20 protein-coding genes, 4 tRNA genes and 1 pseudogene are annotated in these 23170 nt (G+C 69.9%); 14 read left to right on the plus strand and 11 right to left on the minus strand.

Annotated features, from left to right (window positions below; all coding sequences use genetic code 11):
* Positions 1-99: 99 nt before the first annotated feature.
* Positions 100-2700 carry a heavy metal translocating P-type ATPase gene (locus tag ACFYY1_RS33510; RefSeq protein WP_388592238.1) on the minus strand — a complete coding sequence of 867 codons (2601 nt, stop codon included), beginning with the start codon at positions 2698-2700 and terminating at the stop codon, positions 100-102.
* A gap of 213 nt (positions 2701-2913) precedes the next feature.
* Between ACFYY1_RS33510 and ACFYY1_RS33515 the strand changes: the two genes are divergently transcribed.
* Complete coding sequence (locus ACFYY1_RS33515) at positions 2914-3189, plus strand: SHOCT domain-containing protein (RefSeq protein ID WP_388592272.1); 276 nt, start codon at positions 2914-2916, stop codon at positions 3187-3189.
* A gap of 177 nt (positions 3190-3366) precedes the next feature.
* Positions 3367-3717 carry a DUF2892 domain-containing protein gene (locus ACFYY1_RS33520; protein ID WP_388592273.1) on the plus strand — a complete coding sequence of 117 codons (351 nt, stop codon included), beginning with the start codon at positions 3367-3369 and terminating at the stop codon, positions 3715-3717.
* Here the strand turns inward: ACFYY1_RS33520 and ACFYY1_RS33525 are convergent.
* Positions 3695-4732, minus strand: a complete 1038-nt coding sequence (locus tag ACFYY1_RS33525; protein WP_388592240.1) for an NlpC/P60 family protein — start codon at positions 4730-4732, stop codon at positions 3695-3697. The genes ACFYY1_RS33520 and ACFYY1_RS33525 overlap by 23 nt on opposite strands.
* 612 nt (positions 4733-5344) lie before the next feature.
* Here ACFYY1_RS33525 and ACFYY1_RS33530 point away from each other — a divergent pair.
* The 7 genes from ACFYY1_RS33530 (at position 5345) to ACFYY1_RS33560 (ending at position 13210) form a co-directional block, all read left to right on the plus strand.
* On the plus strand, positions 5345-6361 hold the full coding sequence (locus tag ACFYY1_RS33530) for a LacI family DNA-binding transcriptional regulator (protein WP_388592242.1): 1017 nt from the start codon (positions 5345-5347) through the stop codon (positions 6359-6361).
* On the plus strand, positions 6358-7917 hold the full coding sequence (locus ACFYY1_RS33535; protein WP_388592243.1) for a sugar ABC transporter ATP-binding protein: 1560 nt from the start codon (positions 6358-6360) through the stop codon (positions 7915-7917). The genes ACFYY1_RS33530 and ACFYY1_RS33535 overlap by 4 nt, the downstream gene beginning before the upstream one ends.
* Positions 7907-9880, plus strand: coding sequence for a substrate-binding domain-containing protein (locus tag ACFYY1_RS33540; RefSeq protein WP_388592245.1), 1974 nt, complete (start codon positions 7907-7909; stop codon positions 9878-9880). The genes ACFYY1_RS33535 and ACFYY1_RS33540 overlap by 11 nt, the downstream gene beginning before the upstream one ends.
* Before the next feature lie 58 nt (positions 9881-9938).
* On the plus strand, positions 9939-10859 hold the full coding sequence (locus tag ACFYY1_RS33545; protein ID WP_388592247.1) for a ribokinase: 921 nt from the start codon (positions 9939-9941) through the stop codon (positions 10857-10859).
* The gene (gene rbsD / locus ACFYY1_RS33550; RefSeq protein WP_388592248.1) at positions 10856-11245 is read left to right on the plus strand and encodes a D-ribose pyranase; all 390 of its coding nucleotides are present in this window, start codon (positions 10856-10858) and stop codon (positions 11243-11245) included. The genes ACFYY1_RS33545 and rbsD overlap by 4 nt, the downstream gene beginning before the upstream one ends.
* Positions 11246-11402: 157 nt before the next feature.
* Positions 11403-12350, plus strand: a complete 948-nt coding sequence (locus tag ACFYY1_RS33555) for a RimK family alpha-L-glutamate ligase (protein ID WP_388592250.1) — start codon at positions 11403-11405, stop codon at positions 12348-12350.
* Positions 12347-13210: a RimK family alpha-L-glutamate ligase gene (locus tag ACFYY1_RS33560; protein WP_388592251.1), complete on the plus strand. Its 864-nt coding sequence runs from the start codon at positions 12347-12349 to the stop codon at positions 13208-13210. Before ACFYY1_RS33555 ends, ACFYY1_RS33560 begins: the two co-directional genes overlap by 4 nt.
* Here the strand turns inward: ACFYY1_RS33560 and ACFYY1_RS33565 are convergent.
* The 6 genes and pseudogenes from ACFYY1_RS33565 to ACFYY1_RS33590 form a co-directional block, all read right to left on the minus strand.
* Positions 13185-13847 carry a class F sortase gene (locus tag ACFYY1_RS33565; protein WP_388592253.1) on the minus strand — a complete coding sequence of 221 codons (663 nt, stop codon included), beginning with the start codon at positions 13845-13847 and terminating at the stop codon, positions 13185-13187. The two genes, ACFYY1_RS33560 and ACFYY1_RS33565, sit on opposite strands and share 26 nt — an antisense overlap.
* Before the next feature lie 82 nt (positions 13848-13929).
* Complete coding sequence (locus ACFYY1_RS33570; protein WP_388592254.1) at positions 13930-14373, minus strand: hypothetical protein; 444 nt, start codon at positions 14371-14373, stop codon at positions 13930-13932.
* Positions 14374-14525: 152 nt separating this feature from the next.
* A complete protein-coding gene (locus ACFYY1_RS33575; RefSeq protein ID WP_388592255.1) occupies positions 14526-16520 on the minus strand; it encodes an ATP-binding protein in 1995 nt (664 codons plus the stop codon).
* Positions 16501-17211 carry a response regulator transcription factor gene (locus ACFYY1_RS33580; RefSeq protein ID WP_388592274.1) on the minus strand — a complete coding sequence of 237 codons (711 nt, stop codon included), beginning with the start codon at positions 17209-17211 and terminating at the stop codon, positions 16501-16503. Before ACFYY1_RS33580 ends, ACFYY1_RS33575 begins: the two co-directional genes overlap by 20 nt.
* A 168-nt stretch (positions 17212-17379) precedes the next feature.
* Positions 17380-18219 (minus strand): annotated as a pseudogene (gene sph / locus ACFYY1_RS33585) (sphingomyelin phosphodiesterase); the annotation flags it as partial.
* A 454-nt stretch (positions 18220-18673) separates the two neighbouring features.
* A complete protein-coding gene (locus tag ACFYY1_RS33590; RefSeq protein ID WP_388592257.1) occupies positions 18674-18949 on the minus strand; it encodes a hypothetical protein in 276 nt (91 codons plus the stop codon).
* A gap of 338 nt (positions 18950-19287) precedes the next feature.
* Here ACFYY1_RS33590 and ACFYY1_RS33595 point away from each other — a divergent pair.
* The 3 genes from ACFYY1_RS33595 (at position 19288) to ACFYY1_RS33605 (ending at position 19731) form a co-directional block, all read left to right on the plus strand.
* A tRNA-His gene (locus ACFYY1_RS33595) sits at positions 19288-19358 on the plus strand.
* Positions 19359-19571: 213 nt separating this feature from the next.
* Positions 19572-19643: transfer RNA gene (locus tag ACFYY1_RS33600), tRNA-Gln, on the plus strand.
* 2 nt (positions 19644-19645) lie between these two features.
* Positions 19646-19731 (plus strand) — tRNA-Ser (locus tag ACFYY1_RS33605).
* 124 nt (positions 19732-19855) lie between these two features.
* On the opposite strand, the gene ACFYY1_RS33610 is transcribed toward ACFYY1_RS33605, so the two are convergent.
* A complete protein-coding gene (locus ACFYY1_RS33610; RefSeq protein ID WP_388592259.1) occupies positions 19856-20071 on the minus strand; it encodes a hypothetical protein in 216 nt (71 codons plus the stop codon).
* 200 nt (positions 20072-20271) lie between these two features.
* Between ACFYY1_RS33610 and ACFYY1_RS33615 the strand changes: the two genes are divergently transcribed.
* Positions 20272-20349: transfer RNA gene (locus ACFYY1_RS33615), tRNA-Pro, on the plus strand.
* Positions 20350-20426: 77 nt separating this feature from the next.
* Here ACFYY1_RS33615 and ACFYY1_RS33620 read toward each other — a convergent pair.
* The gene (locus tag ACFYY1_RS33620; protein ID WP_388592260.1) at positions 20427-20654 is read right to left on the minus strand and encodes a hypothetical protein; all 228 of its coding nucleotides are present in this window, start codon (positions 20652-20654) and stop codon (positions 20427-20429) included.
* Between the two features lie 348 nt (positions 20655-21002).
* Between ACFYY1_RS33620 and ACFYY1_RS33625 the strand changes: the two genes are divergently transcribed.
* On the plus strand, positions 21003-21260 hold the full coding sequence (locus tag ACFYY1_RS33625) for a hypothetical protein (RefSeq protein ID WP_388592262.1): 258 nt from the start codon (positions 21003-21005) through the stop codon (positions 21258-21260).
* Positions 21261-22195: 935 nt separating this feature from the next.
* On the opposite strand, the gene ACFYY1_RS33630 is transcribed toward ACFYY1_RS33625, so the two are convergent.
* Positions 22196-23004 (minus strand): IS5 family transposase gene (locus tag ACFYY1_RS33630; RefSeq protein ID WP_388592264.1). Its coding sequence is split into 2 segments (ribosomal slippage): positions 22196-22665 and positions 22665-23004, totalling 810 coding nucleotides; the frame shifts between segments, so codons are not numbered across the junction.
* Between the last annotated feature and the right edge of the window lie 166 nt (positions 23005-23170).

The following is a 23170-nucleotide window of genomic DNA, read 5'->3' on the forward strand; positions in this document are numbered from 1 at the left end:
GGTATCTAGCCGATCGGGTTGCCTGGGTGTTCGTGCGCGCATGCCGCACACCGGGTCCACCGCCGTTGCCTCGGCGCCTGGGTGTTGTTTCTTCCCGGCTCAGGACGCGGGCGAGTGGTGCGGTTCCTGCCCGTCGCCTGCTGTCGCGGGGTGGGTCCGGGCAAGGTCGGCAGCGGTGTGAACCTGGGGTTCGACGGGTTCCGTCGTGGCGGGTGGCAGCGGGCTGGTACGCCAGTGGCGCAGGCGGGACGCGTTGGTGACCACCGAGAGGGAGCTGAGCGCCATCGCGGCGGCGGCAATGATGGGGCTGAGGCGGATGCCCCACAGCGGGTAGAGGGCTCCGGCGGCGACGGGGAGGCCGATGGCGTTGTAGATCAGGGCGAAGAAGAGGTTCTGCCGGATGTTGCGCATGGTGGCGCGGGAAAGCCGGATGGCGGTGACGACGCCGGTCAGGGAGCCGGAGACGAGGGTGATGTCGGCAGCCTCGATGGCGACGTCGGTGCCGGTGCCGATGGCCAGTCCCACGTCAGCGGCGGCCAGCGCGGGGGCGTCGTTGATGCCGTCGCCGACCATGCCCACCGTGCGGCCCTCGCCCTGCAGGCGGCGGATCTCATCGGCCTTGTGCTCGGGCAGCACCTCGGCCAGCACGCGGCGCACGCCGACCTGGGCGGCGATGGCTGCGGCGGTGCGGGCGTTGTCGCCGGTGATGACGACCGTCTCGATGTCGAGCCCGTGCAGGGCGGCAATGGCCTGAGCAGAGTCGTCCTTGACGGTGTCGGCAACAGCGAGTACACCGGCGGGCCGCCCGTCGACCGCGGCGAGCACCGGGGTCTTGCCCTCGGCCGAGAAGCCGTCCGCGACCGAGTCGAGCGCACCGGTGTCGATGCCGACATCGCCGAGCAGGCGGGCGGTGCCGACCAGGACCATGCGGCCGTCCACGGTGGCCTGCACGCCCCTGCCCGTGACCGAGTCGAAGCCGCTCGCCGCAGGCCAGGTCAGGCCGCGGTCGCGGGCCCCGGTGACGATTGCCGCCGCGAGCGGGTGTTCGCTGTCGGCCTCCGCCGCGGCCACCAGGGCCAGCAACTCGCCTTCCTGGAAGCCGTCGGCGGCGCGTGTATCCGTGAGGACGGGCTTGCCCGCAGTGACGGTGCCGGTCTTGTCCAGGACGACGGTGTCCAGCTTGTGGGCGGTCTCCAGCGCCTCGGCGGAGCGGATGAGGATGCCCGCCTGGGCACCCTTGCCGGTACCGACCATGACCGACAGCGGGGTTGCCAGCCCCAGCGCGCACGGGCAGGCGATGATCAGCACCGCAACGGCGGAGACCAGTGCGAGAGTCAGGGCCGGGGCGGGTCCGACGGTGTACCAGAGGGCGAAGGTGGCGATGGCGATGCTGATGACGGCGGGCACGAAGTAGGCGGAGACCGCATCGGCGAGCCGCTGGATGGGGGCCTTGGACGCCTGGGCCTGCTGAACCATGCGGATGATCTGCGCGAGCATCGTGTCGGCCCCGACCTTGCTCGCCCGGACCCGGAGCGACCCGGTGCCGTTGACGGTGGCGCCGATGACCGTGTCCCCGGCCCGCTTGGTGACCGGCATCGGCTCACCGGTGACCATCGACTCGTCCAGTGCCGAGGACCCGGACAGCACCACGGCGTCGACCGGCACCTTCTCCCCGGGCCGGATCACCACCTCGTCTCCGACCGTGACATCCTCCACCGGGATCTCGGTCGTGGCCCCGTCGCGCACGACGCGGGCGGTGCGGGCCTGCAGGCCCAGCAGGGCGCGGATGGCCTCCCCGGTGCCGGCCTTGGCGCGGGCCTCCAGCAACCTGCCGAGCAGGATCAGGGTGAGGATCACCCCGACCGCCTCGAAATACACCTCCCGCACGTCCTGCGGGAGCAGGCCGGGGGCGAGGGTGACCAGCAGGCTGTAGCCGTAGGCGGCCGTGGTGCCCAGCGTGATCAGGGAGTTCATGTCCGCGCCGCGATGCTTGAGGGTCAGCCAGCCGGTCGAGTGGATCGGCCAGCCGGTGTAGAACATCACCGGTGTGATCAGTGCCAGTTGCAGCCAGTGGTTGAGCATCCAGCCGGGGACCCAGTCGGCGCCGAAGAGCTCACGGGCCATCACGGCGAAGAGCACCGGCAGCGTGAGCACCGCACCGACGGCGACCCGGCGGGTCAGGTCGTCGATCTCCGCCCTCCGCTCGGCGGCCTCCGCCGCTTCCGCCTCGGCTCCGGTATCCCCGCCGCTCGCCGATCCCACGGCGGCGGCAGCCGCGTCACGGCCGTCACCGTCCGGGGTTGCCTCCGTGGCGCCGGGACCGTCCGCCGGTTCGACGATCAGCGTGCCGTGGATCATGTTCATCCCGCAGGCGAAGCCCAGGGAACCCACGTCGGGCGGGGGAAGGCGCACGGTGGTGCGTGCGTGAGCCGGCAGCCCGGCGCTGACCCGCAGGTCGGGGAAGACGACCCGGGAGGTGCACTCCCCGCTCTCCTGCCGGTCGAAGACCACCTCCACCGGTACCCCCTGGCGGACCCGGATGACGTCAGGGCTGTAACCGCCGCGCACGGTCACCTCGACCCGCTGCACTCCGCCTTCCAGCCGCGCTGTACGGGCCCGGCGCGGACCGAAGAAGAACCAGCCCAGCCCGGCGATCAGCACGGCGGCAAGGACCACTACGACGACATCTGCGACACCCATGGCAGATCGCCCTTCCGGCGTGTTCGCTCCTCTTCGCTCCCCTCCATCCTCGCGCGCGGCTACCTGTGCCAGGTAGGGGCTGACCGGCCCAACGGCCGGGACCGGTGGACCCTGCACCCCACGACCGACAGCGCGTGACCATGGCAGTAACGCAACAACCGAGCCGGACAGTGGCCCGCCCCCGCCGTCCGGGTGACTGGGGACGTGATCGTGATGATGTTCTGGTTCGACCACGGTTTCGGCGGCTGGGGCTGGTTCGCGATGTCGGCCAGCATGATCCTTTTCTGGGCGCTGATCATCACCGCCGCCGTCCTGCTCTTCCGCGCCCTGGGCCGCACCAGCGAGCACACCCACACCCACAGCCCGGCCAGGCCCTCGCCCGAGCAGCTGCTCGCCGAACGGTTCGCCCGCGGCGAGATCGACGAGGACGAATACCAGCGGCGACTGACCGCGCTGCGCGCCTCCCCGCCCTCCACGAAACAGGGATGACACACCAGGCCAGCGCGAGACCAGTCCAACCGCAAGGCTCCGTGATCGCGCTCTCGCCGAGAAGGAATCGCCATGACCGCCCGTCCCACCGTGGTGCACCCGACACCTCGCCGGCGCAGCATCAACATCACCCCCGCCTAGCGCGTCGGCCGTGTCGCCGTCGGCCTCGCCGGGATCATCGTCGGCCTCGTCCTGATCGCCGGCGCGGGATCGGTCCTCGCCCTCGTCCTGGAGCTGCTGCTCATCGTCGCCGGACTCGACCTCCTGGTCACCGGCGCTCTCGGCCACTGCCCGCTGTACGCCAAGCCCGGCCACGTACCCAAGTCCGGGTGCGCGGCAGGCAACAGCATGTCCAGCGAAACCTCCCCCCGGGCCGCCATCTCCCCGACCAGCAGCAATTGCTGGGGGCCGGGCACGTCGGGCGACAACTGGAACCACTGGGATTCGGCGAGGGGCGCCGTGCGGTGTGGAGCTGAACTGCCCCACTGCTCGCGCGTGCCGGCGGTCAGATCCGTACGCCCCACATGAACGGCATTCCACTCCGTGCGATCGACTCGTAGCGCACCTGGGCGCCCGGCTTCGGAGCGTGCAAGATCTGTCCGTTGCCGGCGTAGAACCCGACGTGGCTGAGGTCTGTCCGCATGATGATGAGGTCGCCCGGCTTGAGTGCACTCAGCGAATTGATGCGCGTACCGACGTTGGCCTGAGCCTGCGAGGTACGGGGGATGGACACCCCTGCCTGGTTGAACGCCCAGGACGTCAGACCGCTGCAGTCGAAAGAGTTGGGACCTGAAGCGCCCCATACATAGGGAAGGCCGACCCGGCTCTTGGCTGCGCTGAACGCCGCTGCGGCACGCTGTGACGCACTGGCCTCGTTGCCGAGTTGTACCCGCTCACTGGACCGGTTCGCCCGCTCCTCCTTCTCCGCGATCCTGGCCCGTTCCTCCGCTGTCAGAGTGTTGAGGAGCTTTTGGGCCTGCGCCAGCTTGCCCTGGATCTCCTTCTTCCTGTCACCCAGCCCCTTGCGGACGCTTTGCAGGTCCTGGAGCTTCTCCGCGGCCTCGCGCCGCTGCTGCTGGAGACCGCGCTGCTGCGCCTCGTACTGCTGGAGCGCGGCGACCTGCTGTGCACTCAGGCGATCCATCGCGGACGCCTTGTCGAGGAATCCGTCGGGGTCCGAAGAAAGCAGCAACTGGACGGAGGGGTCGAGCCCCCCGCTGCGATACTGAGCTGCTGCTATGGAACCGACCTGGTTCCGGAGGCCGTTCAGACCGCCCTGCTGACGAGCAGCGGTTTCCTGAAGGTTCTTGACCTCCTTCTCCAACTTGTCGGCGGTCTCCTTGGCCCCGTTGTACTTCTCGGTGGCCTGCGTTGCTTCCTCGTAGAGACGGTCGACTTGGGCCTGGACACCCTTTTTGCTCGGATCGGGCAGCGGGTCGGCCGAAGCCGACTGCGCCGACAGCGCAACGGCCGCCGCAGCTGTTGCGGTGAGCACGGTCACGCAGGTCTGGCCGGGCTGCTTAGGACGACGATGGGACGCCACTGAGGCGAACTCCTTCTTCCTCGGCCGCCCGCCAGGACCACTCCGGTATCCCGGCTCCGTCCGCACGGCACGGATGCGGCGAATCCTTCGCCGCCACCCCCAGCGGGTGATCGACAGTTCAAAGGACCGGACTGATACTAAACTCCTTAGTTGATAAGTTTCAATCGAGGGTTCGCGGAAGGGTGCTGTCGCGCTGCACCGCGATTGCTCGGGATCCGACGGAAGCTCGACAGTGCCTTCGCTCTCTCGGTGCGATCCGGTCCCTTGTGCGGCATTCATGGCGTGTGGCGTGTGGTGAACCGGCAAAAACGCCTGCGGCGACCTGCGGCGATCTGCTGAGCGTTCTCGGATCGCGGGGCTTGGCCGCCTCGGGCGTCTCCGGGCTCGTGCCCGGCTCTCGGGCGTGACGCCGCGTCCCCGCCTGTGCGCCCGGCGCCCCCTCTTCGTCGCGCCCGCCCCGCTTCCGTAGCGCTCGTCACGATCTGGTCTCGGACAGCCCGTGGGGGCTTGTTTCCGGCCGTGTAATCGTTTCCAATCTTCCGTGTAATCGATTCCACGGGCTCGGCCCGCTGGTTTCGAGGCTCACGGAAACCACAAGGAGGTGGTCCGGACATGACGAGCATCAAGGACGTCGCGGCTCAGGCAGGGGTCTCTGTCGCCACGGTCTCCCGTGTTCTCAACAGTCATCCCTCCGTCAGCCCGGACGCGCGGACCCGGGTCCTCGCCGCCGTCGACGCCCTCGGCTACCGGCCCAACGCCGTCGCCCGTTCGCTGCGCACCGATCAGACGCGCACCCTCGGCCTGGTCATCAGCGATGTGCTCAATCCGTACTTCACCGAGCTGGCCCGCTTCGTCGAGGAGGAGGCCCGCGCCCTCGGCTACAGCGTCATCATCGGCAACGCCGACGAGCGGCAGGAGCTGCAGGACCATCACGTCCGCACACTCCTCGACCGAAGGATCGACGGGCTCCTCGTCTCGCCCGCCGACGGCGACTCCCCGCTGATGGCGGACGTGGCGCGGGCCGGAACCCCGATGGTCTTCGTGGACCGCTGGATGCCCGGCGTCGACGTCCCCGTCGTACGCGCCGACGGCCGCCACGCGATCCGGGACCTCGTCGCCCATCTGTACGCGCTGGGCCGCCGCAGGCTCGCGATCATCGCCGGCCCCGCGGCCACCACCACGGGCGACGAGCGTGTCGAGGCCTTCCGCGAGGCGCTGCGCGCGCACGAGCTCGACCTGCCGGAGGTCTACATCGGCCAGGGCGACTTCCAGGTGGACAGCGGCCGGCGCGTCACCGAACGCTTCCTGGCGCTTCCCGAGCCGCCCGAGATCGTCTTCGCCGCCGACAACCTGATGGCGCTCGGCGCGCTGGACGCCATCCGCGCCGCCGGCCTGCGCGTCCCGCAGGACATCGGGCTCGCCGCGTTCGACGACATCCCGTGGTTCGTCCACACCGCCCCGCCGATCACCGCGATCGCCCAGCCCACCGGTGAACTCGGCCGCGCCGCCGTCCGCGCGCTGGTCGACATCGTCGAGGGCCGGTCCCCGCAGTCCGTCACCCTTCCCGCCCGCCTCGTCGTACGCCGTTCCTGCGGCGAGCCCGCTTCGGACCAGAGGAGCAACTTGTGAGCAATCCGGACGAGTTGCTGCGCATCGAAGGCGTACGCAAGACCTTCCCCGGTGTGGTCGCGCTGGACAGCGTCGACTTCGACCTGCGCAGCGGCGAGGTGCATGTCCTGCTCGGCGAGAACGGAGCGGGCAAGAGCACCCTCATCAAGATGCTCTCCGGTGCCTATCGCCCGGACAGCGGGCGGATCTTCGCCCAGGGGCGCGAGGTCCGCATCCACAGCGCTCAGGACGCCGAACGGCTCGGCATCGCGACGATCTACCAGGAGTTCAACCTGGTGCCCGATCTGACGGTCGCCGAGAACATCTTCCTCGGCCGGCAGCCGCGCCGTTTCGGGATGATCGACCGCCGCCGCATGGAGGCGGACGCCGAGGTGCTGCTGCGCCGGGTCGGCCTGCACGTCTCGCCGAAGGCCAAGGTCCGTGAACTGGGCATCGCCAGGCTCCAGATGGTGGAGATCGCCAAGGCGCTCAGCCTGGACGCACGTGTCCTGATCATGGACGAGCCGACCGCGGTCCTCACCTCGGAAGAGGTCGACAAGCTCTTCAGGATCGTGCGGCAGCTGCGCGAGGACGGGGTCGGGGTCGTCTTCATCACCCACCACCTCGAAGAGATCGCGGCGCTCGGCGACCGGGTCACGGTGCTGCGCGACGGCCGGAGCATCGACCAGGTCCCGGCCTCGACGCCCGAGCCGGAGCTCGTACAGCTGATGGTGGGACGCAGCATCGACCAGCAGTACCCCCGTGAACGCCCGGAGACCGGCGAGCCGTTGCTCGCGGTGCGCGGCCTGACCCGCGACGGCGTCTTCCACGACATCAGCTTCGAGGTGCGTGCGGGCGAGGTGGTCGGTCTCGCCGGCCTCGTCGGCGCGGGCCGTACCGAGGTCGCCCGCGCGGTCTTCGGAGCCGACCCCTACGACGACGGCACCGTCGACGTGCTCGGCGAGCGGCTGGCCAAGCACGACGTCACCGCCGCGATGGGCGCCGGGATCGGACTCGTACCCGAGGACCGCAAGGGGCAGGGCCTGGTGCTCGACGCCTCGGTGCAGGAGAACCTCGGCCTGGTCACCCTGCGTTCGGCGAGCCGCTCCGGACTCGTCGATCTGAAGGGGCAGCGCCTGGCCGCCGCCCGGATCGCCGAACAGCTCGGCGTACGGATGGCGGGTCTCGGCCAGCACGTCCGTACGCTCTCCGGTGGCAACCAGCAGAAGGTCGTCATCGGCAAGTGGCTGCTCGCCGACACCAGGGTGCTGATCCTCGACGAACCGACGCGCGGCATCGACGTCGGCGCCAAGGTCGAGATCTACCAGCTCATCAACGAACTGACCGCATCGGGGCACGCGGTTCTGATGATCTCCAGCGATCTGCCCGAAGTCCTCGGCATGAGCGACCGGGTGCTGGTCATGTCCCAGGGCCGGATCGCCGGAGAGCTCCCCGCACACGAAGCCACCCAGGACGCCGTGATGGCCCTCGCCGTGAGCACGGCCCCCATGACACATCTGCCGGCCGACCCGACCGGTCCGGCAGCGAACGAAGAGGAGAGCCCCCGTGGCCACTGACACGCTCAAGAGCGATACGGGCGCCAGTGGCGCCGCAGGGCGCACGGTCCGCCGGCTCCTGCTCGACAACGGCGCCCTGAGCGCCCTGGTCGTCCTCCTGGTGGCGATGTCGCTGCTCTCCGGCGACTTCCTGACCACGCAGAACCTGCTGAACGTGGGCGTACAGGCCGCCGTCACCGCGATCCTCGCCTTCGGTGTCACCTTCGTCATCGTCTCGGCGGGCATCGATCTGTCCGTCGGCTCGGTGGCCGCGCTCTCCGCGACGGTCCTCGCCTGGTCGGCCACCTCTCAGGGGCTGCCGGTCTGGCTGGCGCTCGTCCTCGCCGTCGTCACCGGCATCGCCTGCGGCTTCGTCAACGGGGCCCTCGTCGCGTACGGCAAACTGCCGCCGTTCATCGCGACCCTGGCGATGCTGTCGATCGCGCGAGGTCTGTCCCTGGTCATCTCCCAGGGGAAGCCGATCGACTTCCCCGGCTCGGTCTCCGTGCTCGGCGACACGCTCGGTGGCTGGCTGCCCGTCCCCGTCCTCGTGATGGTCGTGATGGGACTGGTCGCGGCGCTGATCCTGGCCCGCACCTACATCGGCCGTTCGATGTACGCCATCGGCGGCAACGAGGAGGCGGCCCGCCTCTCCGGACTGCGCGTCAAGCGGCAGAAGCTGGCCATCTACGCCCTCTCCGGGCTCTTCGCCGCCGTCGCGGGCATCGTTCTCGCGTCCCGGCTCACCTCCGCGCAGCCGCAGGCCGCGCAGGGGTACGAGCTCGACGCGATCGCCGCGGTCGTCATCGGCGGCGCCAGCCTCGCCGGCGGTGTCGGGAAGGCGTCCGGGACGCTGATCGGCGCGCTCATCCTCGCCGTGCTGCGCAACGGGCTGAACCTCCTGTCCGTGTCCGCGTTCTGGCAGCAGGTCGTCATCGGTGTCGTCATCGCCCTCGCGGTGCTGCTGGACACCGTCCGCCGCAAGGCCGGATCCGGGGCCGTCGCACCGGGCGGCTCGTCCGCCGCGCCGGGCTCCCCGGGATCGGGCCGCAAGGGGGCGGGTGCGGTCAAGTTCGGCATCGCCGCACTGTGCGTGGCCGTCGTCGTGGGCGCGGTGTCCTACTTCAACTCCGGTTCCTCCGGCGGCAACACCAAGGTGGGCATGTCGCTCTCCACGCTCAACAACCCCTTCTTCGTGCAGATGAAGGCGGGCGCGCAGGCGGAGGCGAAGACGGCCGGGGTCGACCTCACTGTCACCGACGCGCAGAACGACGCCTCGCAGCAGGCCAACCAGCTCCAGAACTTCACGAGTTCGGGAGTGAAGTCGATCATCGTCAATCCGGTGGACTCGGATGCGGCGGGCCCCGCCGTCCGGGGCGCCAACAAGGCGGACATCCCGGTGGTCGCCGCCGACCGAGGGGTCAACAAGGCACGGACCGCGACGCTCGTGGCATCCGACAACGTCGCCGGTGGCAGGCTCGCAGCCAAGGCACTGGCCGAGCGGCTCGGCGGCAAGGGCAGCATCGTCGTGCTGCAGGGGACGGCCGGTACCTCGGCCAGCCGTGAGCGCGGCTCGGGCTTCGCCGAGGGCCTCAAGGCGTATCCGGGCATCAAGGTCGTGGCCAAGCAGCCGGCGGACTTCGACCGCACGAAGGGGCTGGACGTGATGACCAACCTGCTCCAGTCCCACCCCGGGATCACCGGTGTCTTCGCCGAGAACGACGAGATGGCGCTCGGCGCGGTCAGGGCGCTCGGCACCAAGGCGGGCAAGACGGTCTCCGTCGTCGGATTCGACGGAACTCCCGACGGCCTGAAGGCGGTCGGCGCGGGCACGCTGTACGCGTCCGTGGCCCAGCAGCCGAAGGAGCTGGGCCGGATCGCCGTGCAGAACGCGGTGAAGGCGGCAGAGGGCAAGAAGGTCGACAGCATGGTGAAGGTGCCGGTCAAGGTCGTCACCAGGAACAACGTCGCCGACTTCTCCTGAACGGCGTCCTCCCGCGTCGTCCACTCGCGCAGCGTCCCGACCTCGGAAAGCAGGAACCATGCACGTCAACGATCACGACCGGTACGACCTGCTGGTCGTGGGCTCCGCCAACGCCGACCTGGTCATCGGCGTCGAACGGCGCCCCGCCGCCGGTGAGACCGTGCTCGGCTCCGATCTCGCCGTCCACCCGGGCGGCAAGGGCGCGAACCAGGCGGTCGCCGCCGCCCGCCTCGGAGCCCGTACGGCCCTGCTGGCCCGGGTGGGGGACGACGCGCACGGCCGGCTGCTGCTGGAGTCGCAGAGGGCGGCGGGCGTCGAGACCGCCGGCGTCCTCGTGGGCGGGGCCCCCACCGGGGTCGCGCTGATCACCGTGGATCCCTCGGGCGACAACAGCATCGTGGTGTCGCCGGGGGCCAACGCCCGGCTCACCCCGCAGGACATCCGGGCGGCAGGCCCGCTGTTCGCCGCCGCCCGGGTCGTCTCCGTACAGCTGGAGATCCCGCTGGAGACGGTCGCCGAGGTGGCCGCCGCGATGCCGGCCGATGCCCGGCTGGTGCTGAACCCGTCCCCGCCCGCGCCGCTGCCCGATCATGTGCTGGCCGCCTGCGACCCCCTGGTGGTCAACGAACACGAGGCGCGCTACATCCTGGGCGACGGTGCGGGCGGCACGCCCCAGGAGTGGGCGCGCGCACTGCTGGGTCTCGGCCCGCGGTCGGTCGTGGTCACGCTGGGGGCGGCGGGGGCGCTCGTCGCGGACGGCCGCACGGGCGAGGCCGTGACCGTACCGAGCCCCAGGGTCGAGGCCGTGGACACGACCGGGGCGGGCGACGCCTTCACCGCCGCCCTGGCCTGGCGGCTCGGCCTCGGCGAGGAACTCGCTCAGGCCGCCGCGTTCGCCGTGCGGGTGGGGGCGGCGGCCGTCACCAGACAGGGCGCGCAGGCGTCCTTCCCGACCGCGCGGGAGGTTCCGGCCCCGTGAAGAAGGCAGGAATTCTCAACCGGCACCTTGCGGGGGCGCTAGCCGAACTGGGCCACGGCGACGGAGTGCTGATCTGCGACGTGGGCATGCCCATACCGGTCGGCCCCCGCGTCGTCGACCTGGCCTTCCGGGCCGGCGTCCCGTCGTTCGCCCAGGTGCTCGACGGCCTGCTGGACGAGCTCGTGGTGGAGGGGGCGACGGCGGCCCGCGAGGTCACGGAGGCCAACCCGGAGGCCGCGCGTCTCCTGGACGACCGCCTCCCGGGACTCGTCCACGTACCCCACGACGAGCTCAAGGCGCTCTCGACGGGAGCCCGGCTGGTGGTGCGGACGGGGGAGGCGCGGCCGTACGCGAACGTGCTCCTGCGGTGCGGGGTCTTCTTCTGACAGGGGCATGCGGCGGAGGAACACACCATCAGTAACCCACGGCCGACGTTGCCTTGGGGTGGGCGTGACGTAGCGTTGCCCTTTTGGTGGTGTTCGAAGGAGCACCGCGAGGCACCGTTGTGTCCCCGTCGACCATGGGGCACCGAGGGGTTTTGGGATGAAGCTCTGCTTCCTCGTCGAAGAGCTGTACCGGCGTGACGGCATGCCGCTCGACGTCGTCCGGCAACTGACGTCGTGGGGACACCAGGTGGACGTGGTCCGCCCCGGCGGCTCACTCCTGCGGATATCGGAGGAGGTGCGGGCGGGGACCCACGACGCCTGGGTACTCAAGACCGTGTCCGGCGGCCCCGGGCTCACCCTGCTGGAGGCCGCGGCGGCGGTGGGACTGACCACGGTGAACGATGCGCGGTCGATCCGTGCGGTACGTGACAAGGTCCTCACCTCGGTCATCGCCCGGCAGCACGGGCTGCCGGTCCCGGTGACCTATTCGGCACCGAGGGCCTCGTTCTTCGCGGATGTGCCCGAGGAGCTCTTCCCTCTGGTGGTGAAGCCGGCCGACGGCAGCTCGGGGCGCGGGGTACGGCTTGTGTCGGAGCCGGGGCGGCTGGCGGACGCGGAGTGGGCGGGCGAGGGGCAGCTCATCGCGCAGCCCTACGTGTCCAACGCGGGCTCCGACCTCAAGGTCTACTGTCTCGCGGGCGAGTTCCACGCGACCGTGCGCCGCTCCCCGCTCCACCCGGACGCGCCGGTCGACGAGCGAGCCGTCCCGCTGCCCGCCGAAGTGGCCGAGGCGGCGGCGAAGGTGGGAGCGGTCTTCGGCCTCGACCTCTACGGCATCGACGTGGTGCTCGGCCCGGACGGCCCCGTGATCGTCGACATCAACGACTTCCCGAGTTTCCGCCAGGTCCCGGACGCCGCGTCCCGGTTGGCCGGAGCCGTTCTCGACCTGGCCAGGACCGGCGGCGCGGACCGGAGGGGCGCGATCGCCCCCGTCCCGCGCGTTCCCGTGCAGCCGGAGACCTCCCACGGACGGCACCGTCCGCACCCCACCGTCGGCCCCGAGCCGGACATGGTGGCAGCCGTACCGGAAGGCGCACGGACATGAGGGTCTGTGTGCTGACCGACAAGCCGGATCATCCACTGCTCGCCGAGACCGCCGCCGCGCTGACCGGGGCGAGGCACCGGGTGACGTTCCTGGATCCGGACGCCGGAACGGCATCGCCGTCGCAAGCGGTGGGCCCGGACGAACTCGCCGACGTCTACCTCCTGAAGGCCCATACCCCCCGGGCACTCGCGCTGGCCCGTTTCCTCGAAGGGCTCGGCGCCCGGGTGGTGAACTCCGCCGCCGCGACGGAGCTGTGCCAGGACCGGAGCCGGATCGCCGCCGTGGCGGAGGACGCCGGTCTGCCGATGCCCCGGACCTGGACCCTGAACGCGCTGTCCGAAGCCCTCCACGGACCGGAACTGCCGGAGAGCGGATACCCGCTCATGGTCAAGAGCCGCCACAGCCGCCGCGTGGACCTGGTCGCCCGCGTGGACGGCCCGGCCGGTCTCCGGGCCCTCGCGGCCGAGTGGTCCGAAGAGCCCGTCGTGCTGCAGGAGTTCATCGCGAACAGCGGCTGGGACCACAAACTGTGGGTGATCGCGGGAGAGGTGTTCGCGGGGGTGCGTCCCGCAGCGGTGGGCGCACCGCCGGGCGGCGCGCGGCCCGCCCCGCTGGTCCGCGACCTGCCGCGGGCCTGGACCCGGCTCGCCCTGCGCACGGGAGACGTCTTCGGCCTGGACGTCTACGGTGTCGACCTGCTGGACCGCGAGGGGGCGCCCTTGGTCGTCGACATCAACGCCTTCCCGGGTATCCGCGGCCCGAAGGGCGCCCGGGAGGCATTGGCGGCCCTGGCGCTGAAATGTCCCGGGCCCAGGGGTCCTGGCCGCCCCGCCGTCAGCTCCAGTTCGCGTAGACGATGAGGTTGTCCACCGGGTGGCCCTGGGCGTCGAAGGCGCCGTCACAGGTGATGAGGCGCAGAGTGCGGGTGGCGGTGGCACCGTAGACCTTCTGGGTCGGGAACGCCTTCTTGCTCACGGTCTCGGTGCCGGTGACCCGGAAGTGGAGTTCCGCGCCGCGGTCGTTGCGGACGGTTATGTCCGCCCCCTTGTCGATCTTCTTCAGATCGTGGAACACGGCCTTCCCGTAGCGGGTGTCGTTGTGCCCGATGATGACCGCGGCACCGCGCTCGCCGGGAGTGGCGCCGCCGGTGTACCAGCCGGCGGTCATGCCCTTCTCGGCGGGCGGGACTTCGACGGTGCCGTCCTGGTTGAGACCGAGGCGCATCAGCTCGCTGCGGATGCCGAGCGAGGGGATGCTGACGCTGACGGGGACGGCTGCCGAGGAGTGGGGACCGTCGGGCTTGCCCGCTCCCTTCGACCCGGTCTGTTCCGGGGCGTCGGGAGCGGTGCTCGCGGCGGTGCCTGGGGCGGCGGTGGACGAGTCGTCCGCGGCCTCGGCGGAACAGCCGGCGAGAAGCAGGCAGGCGAACACCGGAAGCAGGGCGCGTCGGAGCGAGGGCGAGGGCGCGGAGGAGGACGAGGGTGAGGTACGGGGCATGAGGGCTCCAGGGCCGGGCGGAGATGGGCAGTGGCGCCGCCCGGGAACGGACGGCGCCACGAAGTGAAGGGCAGGCGGTCGGTCAGCCGTTGCGCTGTGCGGCCGAGCGGCGGCGCAGTACGACGGTTCCCGCTCCGGCGAGAAGAAGCGCGGCGGCGGCCGATCCGGCGATCGTGGCGGTGCTGTCGCCCGAGGCAGAGGTTCCGACCGTTCGCTCACCCGCGGCGACACCGCCGCGCGGCGCGGGCACGGGCGAAGCCTCGGCACCGCCCTTTCCTTCCCTGGCCACGGCGGGAGCGGGGCGGTCGCCGGCGGCCACACCGCCACGCGGCACCGCGGACGGCTGCGCCCTCTTGGCGGGAGCGCTGCCGGACTTGTCGGCCGGGGCCGCCGCGGCCGACCGCTCGACGGACGGAGCCGACGGCGAGGGCGCGGCGTCGGCGAACGCCGCGGCGGACGGGACGAGCACCGCGCCCGCCGCGACGGCGGCGAGGAAGGCGGTGCGCAGGGACAGACGGTGGGGCATGGGGATGACTCCATTCCAGTTCGGCCTCGACGGCGCCCGGCGTCCGGTTCGCCGTGGCGGTTCCGCGGCGGCTGGTCCGCACCGGGCGCGAGGCATGCCGACAGGCTGGCGTGAAGTTATGAAGAAGCTGTCAGAACGCTGTGGTCATCGCATCAGGCCAGGCCGGAGCCGTCCCGATCCCCGTCGTCCGGACCCACCGCCCCGACCGCTCCCGCCGCTGCCGTCCGATTCGCCGCACTCCCGTCCGCCGGCAGGCGGAGGGTGAATACCGAGCCCTGCCCCTTGACGCTCACCGCGCTCGCCGAACCCCCGTGCGCCTCCACCAGTTTCCGTACGATCGCCAGTCCCAGCCCGCTGCCCCCGGTGCGGCGGCTGCGCGACTTCTCGGCCCGCCAGAAGCGGTCGAAGACGTGGGGCAGGTGCTCGGCGGAGATGCCGCCGCCGGTGTCCGCGACCTCGACCACGACTTCCCCGCCGGGCGCCGCAGCGCACGACGCCCCGTACGCGCGCACCGTCACACGTCCGCCCGGCGGGGTGTGCCGTACGGCGTTGGAGACCAGGTTGCCGATGGCCTGGCGCAGCCGGACCGGGTCGGCCCACAGTGCGGGGGAGGGGGCGTCGGCCGGCGCCGGAAGCGCCGCGAGCGTCACCCCGGCGGTCTCGGCCCGTGCCTGGTGGGCCGCGGCCACCTGTGCGAGCACGTCCTCGATGCGTACCGGTTCGGGGTGCAGCCGCAACGCGCCCGCGTCCGCCGCGGCGAGGTCCTGGAGGTCGTCGATGATGTGCTGGAGTTGAACGGCCTCCGTGTGCAGCGAGGCGATGAACGCCGGGTCGGGCTCCGCCAGGCCGTCCTGGGCCGCCTCCAGCCAGCCCCGGATGTTGCTCAGCGGGGTCCGCAGTTCGTGGGCGACATCGCTGACCATGTCCTTGCGCTGCGCCTCCAGCCGCGCGCGATGGTCGGCCATGTCGTTGAAGGCCGTGGCGAGCCGGCCGATCTCGCTGTCGTCGGGGACCTGCACGGGCGCGGAGTCCTCCCCGTCCCGCATCCGCTGCGCCGCGCCCGTCAGGGCGTGCAGCGGCCGTACGAGCCGGGATCCGGCGAGCACCGTCGCTCCGACGGTGAGCGCCAGGACGAGCGCCGCGGCGCCCGCGATCTTCGCGGTGTTGGTGGGGGAGAGGTCGAAGCCGGGAACGGTCGTGCCGCCCTCGTCGCCGATGAACAGCAGTGCGGGCGAGGCGACGTACGAACCGAGCTGTTCCCGGCGCGCGGTGTCCACGCACGAGGCGGCGGCACGGTCGTCCTCGCCGCTGCGGACGCTCGGTACGGGGCTGGGAACCGCGACGGAGACATCGGCGGGGGCCTTCTGCGCGGGGTGGTCGCCCCAGGTCAGGTCCGGATCGAGGTGGATGCCCGTGCGGCCCTGGCGCTTCAGGCAGGCGTCGGCGAGTGCGTTGAGTGCGGTCAGCGCCTTCTGTTCGGTCGCGGTCGGGGAGTCCAGGTCCTTGGACGCGCACCGGACGCCCTGGACGCGGTCCGGGTCGTTGCCCACGACCTGTACGCGCGGGCGTCCGCTCGGGCCGCGGACGACGTCCGCCGCGATCCCGACCCGGCTCAGGCACTCCGCGCTCCGTTCGGCGGCGCGCTGCAACACCGTGCGTTCGGCCGCGGGCAACCGGAACGGACCGACCGCGCGTGGGTCGACCCGGTCGGCCGCGCCACCCGTCCGGTCGGCCGTCCGGGAAAGGGCCGTGTCCACGGACAGCGGGTCGACGATCGCCGACGCCTGGGGCGGCAGCGCGGGCGGTGACGACCGGGCGGCGGAATCGGCCAGCGGGCGGCGCTGCTCGGTGGTGAGCGCGATCCGCCGGCCGGACTTCCGCGCCAGTTCGCGCACCGTACGGTCGACGCCCTCCCAGGTGGGGTGACCCGCCGCGTAACCGAGCAGGGTGTCGTAGATCCGGGCGTCGGCGGTGAGGTTCTGGCCCTGCTCCTGTCTGATGGCGCCGGAGGTGGTCTGCACGGCGATCCAGGCCGTGGCGGCCACCGAACAGGCGGCCACCAGCGCGGAGACCGCCAGCAGCCGGCCGAACAGGCTCTTGCGGAGCGGTGGCCGGTTCCGCCGCCGGTCACGAGGCACGCGAAGCATTCCTCGCCGGGTCCGTCAGCTTGTAACCGACACCGAAAACGGTGAGCAGCCGGGCGGGCCGACGCGGTGCGGGTTCGATCTTCTTGCGCAGGTTCATGATGTGCACGTCGACCGTACGGAAGCTGATGTACCGGTCGAAGCCGTGCAGCTCCTCCAGAAGCCGCTGCCGGGTGAAGACCCGGTCGGGCTCGGTCGCCAGGGCGACGAGGATCCGGAACTCGCCGGGTGTGCAGTCGACCGGCCGGCCCTCCACGGACACCTCGTGCCGGTCCGGGTCGACGACGAGCGCACCGACTCTCAGCGCCTGGTCCGCGGCGGGCCCGGCACCCTCCGCGCCCCGCCGGCTGCGCCGCAGCAGGGTCCGTACGCGGGCCATCAGTTCACGCGGGCTGTACGGCTTGGTCATGTAGTCGTCCGCGCCGAGATCCAGTCCCAGCAGCAGGTCGTCCTCGGTGCTGCGGGCCGTCAGCATCAGCACCGGCAACTCCCGATGCTCGGAGCGCAGCACACGTACCACGTCCAGACCGTCGGCCCGCGGCATCATCACATCGAGCACCAGCAGATCGGGCTCCCGGTGCCGGACCTCGGCGAGCGCCGCGAGGCCGTCACCGACGACCGTGACGGTGTGGCCCTCGTGTTCGAGATAGCGGCGTACGAGTTCGGCCTGTTTCTCGTCGTCTTCGGCGACCATGACGTTTGCGCACACGCGAACGATCGTAGATGACCACGAAGAGACCATTTCTTGGCGCCGGATGGTGCGAGCAGGTTCACCGCGGTGCGGAGGAGTCCGCACCGCCGCCGGGAACCGGCTCGCCCCCGAACGCGCGCTGCCGGTACCGCTGGTCGCCCGTCGCTGCCGCTATCGCACCGACGCGACCACCGGGTAGTGGTCGGAGAGATCGGTGTACGTGTAGCTCGTGCCCCAACTGGACACGGTCCAGGGCGCGCTCTTCTCCTTGACCACCTCGTTCGTCCACCCGGACGGCTTCGCGTGCCCGGTGCGGTGCAGCACGTGGTCGAGATCCTCGCGGGGGTCGTCGGGGTAGCGGTCGGCGGCGATCGAGTTGTCCTGGGTGTCGAAGGAGTACGGGTGCCCGGTGCGGGCGGCGGCCGCGGTCAGTCCCGCGTCGGTGAGCATCGAGGCGTACTCGGCGGAGCGCGAGTCGACGTTGAAGTCCCCGGCCACGACGACCTGTTCGGAGGCCGGAATGTTCTTGGCGTCGAGGAAGGCGTCGATCTGCTTGAACTGCAGGCTGCGCTTGGCGGCGGCCTCGCCCGCCTTGCAGCCGGAGTCGGTCGACTGCGTGTGGGTTCCCACGACATGGACCCGGGTGCCGCCGACATTCAGCTCGACGTAGGCGAACCCCTTGTTGGACCAGCTGTCGCTGCCGCAGGCGTCCTTGTAGATGTACTGCTCCTTGCGGACCACGGGCCACTTGCTCAGCACGGTGACACCCCCGTCCTCCGGAGTCACCGCCGAGTACGCGCCGCCGGTCGCGTCCCAGCCGCTCTTGCTCCGGCCCACCACGGGCGTCTGGTACGGGTACTGGGCGGACGCGTTGCGCAGCAGGGCATCGGAGGCGGAGTTGTCGAAGGCCTCCTGCAGCACGACGACGTCATTGCCCTGGAAGAACGACGTCTTCGGTATCTCCGCGGCGCGGTGGTCCTGGCCCCAGTTCGGGTACAGCGTCTTGCTGAACGTTAAGCTCCTCTCCTTTATCCACAGGTGAGTTGTGGATAACTGCGGAGAGCTTCAAGTGTGGGTCACTTGGTGGCTCTGGGTTATTGCTCAGTTCAAATCAGGGGCCAAAGTGCCAAACTGACCCCTTATTTCTATAACCCTCTACGTGCGTTAGAGAGTCTTGAAAAAAGGGGTCTAGTTTGAATTTTGGACACCGGGGGTCGGAGAGGGGCGGGAGAGGCGACCAAGATCGTTACCGTGCAAGGTGCCCCACATAACTAATACAGAGGGAAGGACTGCGGCGCCGGCGAATGGCGCGGCGCCCGCTTCCCTTAGACGGCCGGTGGCGCTCCCGTGCTCCCCGCACTCTCCTCCGGGTAGAGCGCGGTTGAGCGCTCCGGCCGTCCAGGCCCCGTCAACGTTCAGGGCACCGACTCAGCCGCCTCCAAGCACCCTGTGGGTGCCCCTCGTCTCACGGTCGGGGGATGCACCTAACAGCGTGATCGGAGCGCCGGTATGGGGGTGAGAGCAGATGGACCACCTCATATTCTCCTTCGGGGCAGCCTCCATTCAGTATGCGCGTGTCGACCAACAGGCGGTTTACCGTGTGCCCATCGCGCTCCAAGAGTTCTCTCAGGAACTCTTCGGGAGCTGCCTTGAGAGCACCCTGCTCGGCCTCGGTCAGTTCGAGTCTGTAGACCTCGACGGCGGACGCCTCGATCTCCGTCGGGCGGTGGACGGTAGCCATGGTGCGACCTCTCGATTGGACGTCTCTTTCCAGCATGCGCCGATCGGGTCCTCCCGCAACTACGCGGGCGCGGATGTGATTCAGCCCGACGGCCCGCATGTGGCGGACAGAGGCCGTGGTCTCGGTGCTGGCACCGTGGCGCGACGGCCGACATGAGCCATGCGGGAGCGCGGAGGGATTCGTCAGGGTGTCGACTGGAACCTGGCTGACCGTGGGTTGGCGGGGACGCCACGGCAAAGGTACGGGGCGGCTTCGGCCGGAAAATCCACCTCTCCGAAGCGTCGGAGCCTTGCGCACCCGGGATAAGCGGAAGGGCGGAGGAGTGGCCCGACGACACACCTTTCGTAGCTCAGTGGTAGAGCCCCGCGTTGTGGTCGCGGTGACTCCGGTTCGACTCCGGGCGAAGGGACGAGCTGTACACGAGGCGCCGGCAACGGGGCTCCACTGCCGTGTACAGAGAGCGTGGCCTCGGTGCTGTCACCGTGGCGCGACGCCCAACACCCGGGCCTCACGGCTCGGACGGACGGATGGCCGTAGGCGGGGCGAAATCTCCGCACCCGGGGAAAACCCGGTGACACTCCGGTCGACGTCAGGGTTTCATAGTTCAGGACGGACAGCACCTTCCCTGTTGGTGCAATCGGCAGCACGCCTGGCTCTGGACCAGGAAATCGAGGTTCGAATCCTCGGCGGGGAGCTGGAAGGTCGGGCATTGGCGTGCCAAGCGCTCCCGAAAAGCGTCACGGGGCAACCCGTTGGGGGTTCGATTCCCTCACCTTCCGCCAAGCGTTGAGCCCTGGGAGGCAAGCGGGCCTGTAAAGCCTGCGTCGGCGACGACTAGCGTGGTTCGATTCCACGGCAGCGCACGGTGGGGCGGGGGTGGCAGATTCCACCCCCGCCTCGATCAACCTAGTTGTTGTGGCTGAGGTGCTCGAAGACCTTCATGCCGATGCCGAATGCGACGCCGAACGTAGCGCCTCCGGCGCCCACGATGGCCAGCGCCTGAGCATGGCAGAGTGCGGCCACAATGCCCGCAGCGAGAGCTGCGGTCGTAGCCGCGAAGAAGACGGTGGTGACCTCCAGCCCCTTCCGCGTTGCGGTGGGCTGGGCTGAGGTGGTCGTCATGGGTGGAGCGCCTCCAAAGTGTCGTCGCGTCAGGTTCTGAAAGCGGGCACGCCTCACCGAGGCACGTGCTTTCAGATGACGGCGGGGGCGACTGCCCCTACCGTAGCCAAAGACGCCGCACTCGGGCTCCTCTCAGACGTAGAAGTGACCTGGCGATCCTAGGCGTTGGCGGTGCTGGGACGCAAGAGGCCTCTGTTCCACGGGATATGGCGCAGCTTGGTCAGCGCATCCGCTTTGGGAGCGGAGGGCCGCAGGTTCGAATCCTGCTATCCCGACCACAACGCAGCCCCGCCACGGTGACGACGTGCACCCGTGAGCGGGGCTGAGCAACTTCAGGCGCCGGCCCGACGAAAAGTCAGGGACACGAACCGCTGAAGTCCCTCGCCCTCTGCTTGCTGGCTGAGCAGCGTCCATCCGATCGCTTCCACTGACGCGATGGCGCGGGCAGGTCGGCATCCCGGTTCCGGGGTGACGGCGACGGGTGGAACTTGTAGACGAAGATCGCATCGCCCCGCTTGAAGGCAGTGCCCGCGGCTTCTTCGATCCCCGGTATCGCGATCTTCTTGAGCAGCTTCTTCAACATGCCCGAATCGTAGGGGCAATCTGCGGGATGGGGGGCGAAATGGCATGGGACGGAAGTACCCGCAGGAGCCGCCTCCCGAAGGGCTGGCCCGCGATCAGGCGCCGCATCATCCGGCGTGACGGGGGCATCTGTACGGCCCGGTACAGCGACGGCCGACGGTGTGAGCTACCTGGTACCGACCTCGACCACATCGTTCCTGGAGACGACCACAGGGACACGAACCTCCGTCTCCTGTGCGCGTGGCACCACAGACAGAAGAGCAGCAGTGAGGGCGGCACAGCAGCGTCACGCACGCGCGTGAATGTGCATTGTCCGGTCCGTATCCATCCGGCCCTGGAGGAGCAGCCCATGAGCGGTGCCCATGTGGTGCTGGAGGAGGCCGACGACACGGGCGAGGATGGACTCATGGTTACGCGCGTGAGCGTCAACGGCGTTGATGTTGGTCGTCTTGCGAAGGCACCGAAGATCGACGTTGGCACGAAGGACAGCCGCACGTTGACGACGGTCACCCTGATGCTCGTGCCGGCTCGCCTGGAGATCCGAGGCGAGCACGCTGACGGCGACCGGCGGGAGCCTCGCGCCGGCTTCGCGGCGAAGATCGACTAGCCCTGACCCCAGGGGGGTGATCCCCTGCCGGCCACCTTGGAGACCGTAAGAGTGCTGGGTCTCGCGCTCTGTACGGGGCTGGGGCTTTGGAATCGGGCTGAGGAGCCGACTGTCCCGGGAGGCCGCCAGGTGCCCGCACAGGGCTTTCTAGGAGCACCTGGAGAGCGGGGGAGGCGGAAAGTGTTACGCGCCGATGCCTGTCCATCCGACGATTCCCGCAGGTCAAACACCTGAAAGTGTTACACGCCCGCTGCTACAATGGAGCCATGATGAGAGCCAACCGAGTATGCGACTGGTGTGGGAGCGACATGCCCCTTGCTGTCAGGGCGCATGCGCGGACGTGCTCCACGCGCTGCCGCGTAGCGCTCCATCGCGCGGCGAAGAAGAACGCGCTCCCCACGGAACTGACGACCCGCGACAGGTGGGTCCGACGCTCCTCCACGAAAGTCCCGCTGACGACGGCCGGCATGGCAGCGTCCAGCACGGACCCGCGGACGTGGAGCAGCTACAAGGACGCCGCCGCTTCGACGGTTGGCGCCGGTCCGGGCTTCGTCCTGAGCGACGTCGACGACATCGTCTGTCTCGACCTGGACCACTGCTTGAACCCGCTCACCGGGCGACTCGCCCCGTGGGCCGCAGCCATTCTCCGCGACGCGGGCGCCACCTACGTAGAGGTGTCCCCGTCCGGCGATGGCCTGCACATCTGGGGCCGCGCTGACGTCCGACATGGACGGCGCATTCGACGCCCCGACGGTACGGCCGTGGAGATCTATGGAACCGGCCGGTATATTGCGATGACGGGGCGTCGGCATGGCAACTCCCCAGCAGTGCTTACAGACTTGACGCGGCTCATTGCTCGTCTTCTGTAGGTACCTCAGCCCCTGAATCGTCGAGCGCATGGCGTGCGGCCTCCGTGAAGGCTCTTACTGATCGTTTCATAATGAGGTTCGAAGTCGTCTCAAGCAGATGATGCTGCAGGCGAGTTGGAGCAGTCCGAGGTGGAGGTCGGCGCGTATCTCGTAGCGGATCCGGAGGCGTTTGAACTGGTGGAGCCAGGCGAAGGTCCGCTCGACGACCCAGCGGGTCTTGCCCAGGCCGGATCCATGGGCTGTGCCCTTGCGGGCGATCTTGGGTGTGATGCCGCGGGCCCGGAGAAGTCGGCGGTACTTGTCGTAGTCGTAGCCACGGTCCGCGAACAGCCGGTCCGGCCGGTGCCTCGGCCGTCCGCGGACCCCGCGGATGCGGGGTATCGCGTCCAGCAGGGGCATCAGCTGAGTGACGTCGTGACGGTTTCCGCTGGTCAGCGAGACGGCCAAGGGGGTGCCGTGCCGGTCGACGATCAGGTGGTGCTTGCTGCCCGGACGCGCACGGTCGACCGGCGAAGGTCCGGTGTGAGCCCCCCTTTGAGAGCCCGGACGTGAGAGCCGTCGACCGCCGCGTCGGTCATGTCCAGCAGGCCCGCGGCCCGCAGTTCGGCGAGCAGTACCTCGTGCAGCTGCGGCCAGACACCGGCCTCGGTCCAGTCCCGCAGCCGACGCCAGGCCGTCACACCGCTGCAGCCGACCTGCTCAGCCGGAACGTCCCGCCAGCTCACGCTCTTGCACAGCACGTAAACGATGCCCCGCAACGCAGCCCGGTCGTCCGCCGGCAACCGTCCGGGATACCGATGCCGCCGAGGTGGACGAGCAGGCAGCAGCGGGGCCACACGTTCCCACAGGTCATCAGGCACAAGATCAGCAGACACCCAACAGATTTTGCCGACACAACATCCAACTGCCAACACCCACAACGAACTTCATTCTGAAACGATCAGTTAGGGCTTGCCGGGAATCAACACGTCGGTTTGATCTTGGTTTTGTCGGGGTCGAGGAACCTGGCGACGTCTTCCCGTGTGCGGAATCGGGCTGTTG

This window comes from Streptomyces sp. NPDC001890, assembly GCF_042891445.1.
In the GTDB taxonomy this organism is placed as follows: domain Bacteria; phylum Actinomycetota; class Actinomycetes; order Streptomycetales; family Streptomycetaceae; genus Streptomyces.

What these genes read in the sequence shown, in the direction of transcription:
- ACFYY1_RS33555 (WP_388592250.1), top strand. Translation starts at nt 11,403, where the DNA reads ATGAAGCTCTGCTTCCTCGTCGAAGAGCTGTACCGGCGTGACGGCATG.
- ACFYY1_RS33625 (WP_388592262.1), top strand. Translation starts at nt 21,003, where the DNA reads ATGAGCGGTGCCCATGTGGTGCTGGAGGAGGCCGACGACACGGGCGAG.
- ACFYY1_RS33565 (WP_388592253.1), bottom strand. Translation starts at nt 13,847, where the DNA reads ATGCCCCGTACCTCACCCTCGTCCTCCTCCGCGCCCTCGCCCTCGCTC.
- ACFYY1_RS33580 (WP_388592274.1), bottom strand. Translation starts at nt 17,211, where the DNA reads ATGGTCGCCGAAGACGACGAGAAACAGGCCGAACTCGTACGCCGCTAT.
- ACFYY1_RS33515 (WP_388592272.1), top strand. Translation starts at nt 2,914, where the DNA reads ATGATGTTCTGGTTCGACCACGGTTTCGGCGGCTGGGGCTGGTTCGCG.
- ACFYY1_RS33575 (WP_388592255.1), bottom strand. Translation starts at nt 16,520, where the DNA reads ATGCTTCGCGTGCCTCGTGACCGGCGGCGGAACCGGCCACCGCTCCGC.
- ACFYY1_RS33570 (WP_388592254.1), bottom strand. Translation starts at nt 14,373, where the DNA reads ATGCCCCACCGTCTGTCCCTGCGCACCGCCTTCCTCGCCGCCGTCGCG.
- ACFYY1_RS33510 (WP_388592238.1), bottom strand. Translation starts at nt 2,700, where the DNA reads ATGGGTGTCGCAGATGTCGTCGTAGTGGTCCTTGCCGCCGTGCTGATC.
- ACFYY1_RS33590 (WP_388592257.1), bottom strand. Translation starts at nt 18,949, where the DNA reads ATGGCTACCGTCCACCGCCCGACGGAGATCGAGGCGTCCGCCGTCGAG.
- ACFYY1_RS33620 (WP_388592260.1), bottom strand. Translation starts at nt 20,654, where the DNA reads ATGTTGAAGAAGCTGCTCAAGAAGATCGCGATACCGGGGATCGAAGAA.
- ACFYY1_RS33560 (WP_388592251.1), top strand. Translation starts at nt 12,347, where the DNA reads ATGAGGGTCTGTGTGCTGACCGACAAGCCGGATCATCCACTGCTCGCC.
- ACFYY1_RS33610 (WP_388592259.1), bottom strand. Translation starts at nt 20,071, where the DNA reads ATGACGACCACCTCAGCCCAGCCCACCGCAACGCGGAAGGGGCTGGAG.
- ACFYY1_RS33530 (WP_388592242.1), top strand. Translation starts at nt 5,345, where the DNA reads ATGACGAGCATCAAGGACGTCGCGGCTCAGGCAGGGGTCTCTGTCGCC.
- ACFYY1_RS33545 (WP_388592247.1), top strand. Translation starts at nt 9,939, where the DNA reads ATGCACGTCAACGATCACGACCGGTACGACCTGCTGGTCGTGGGCTCC.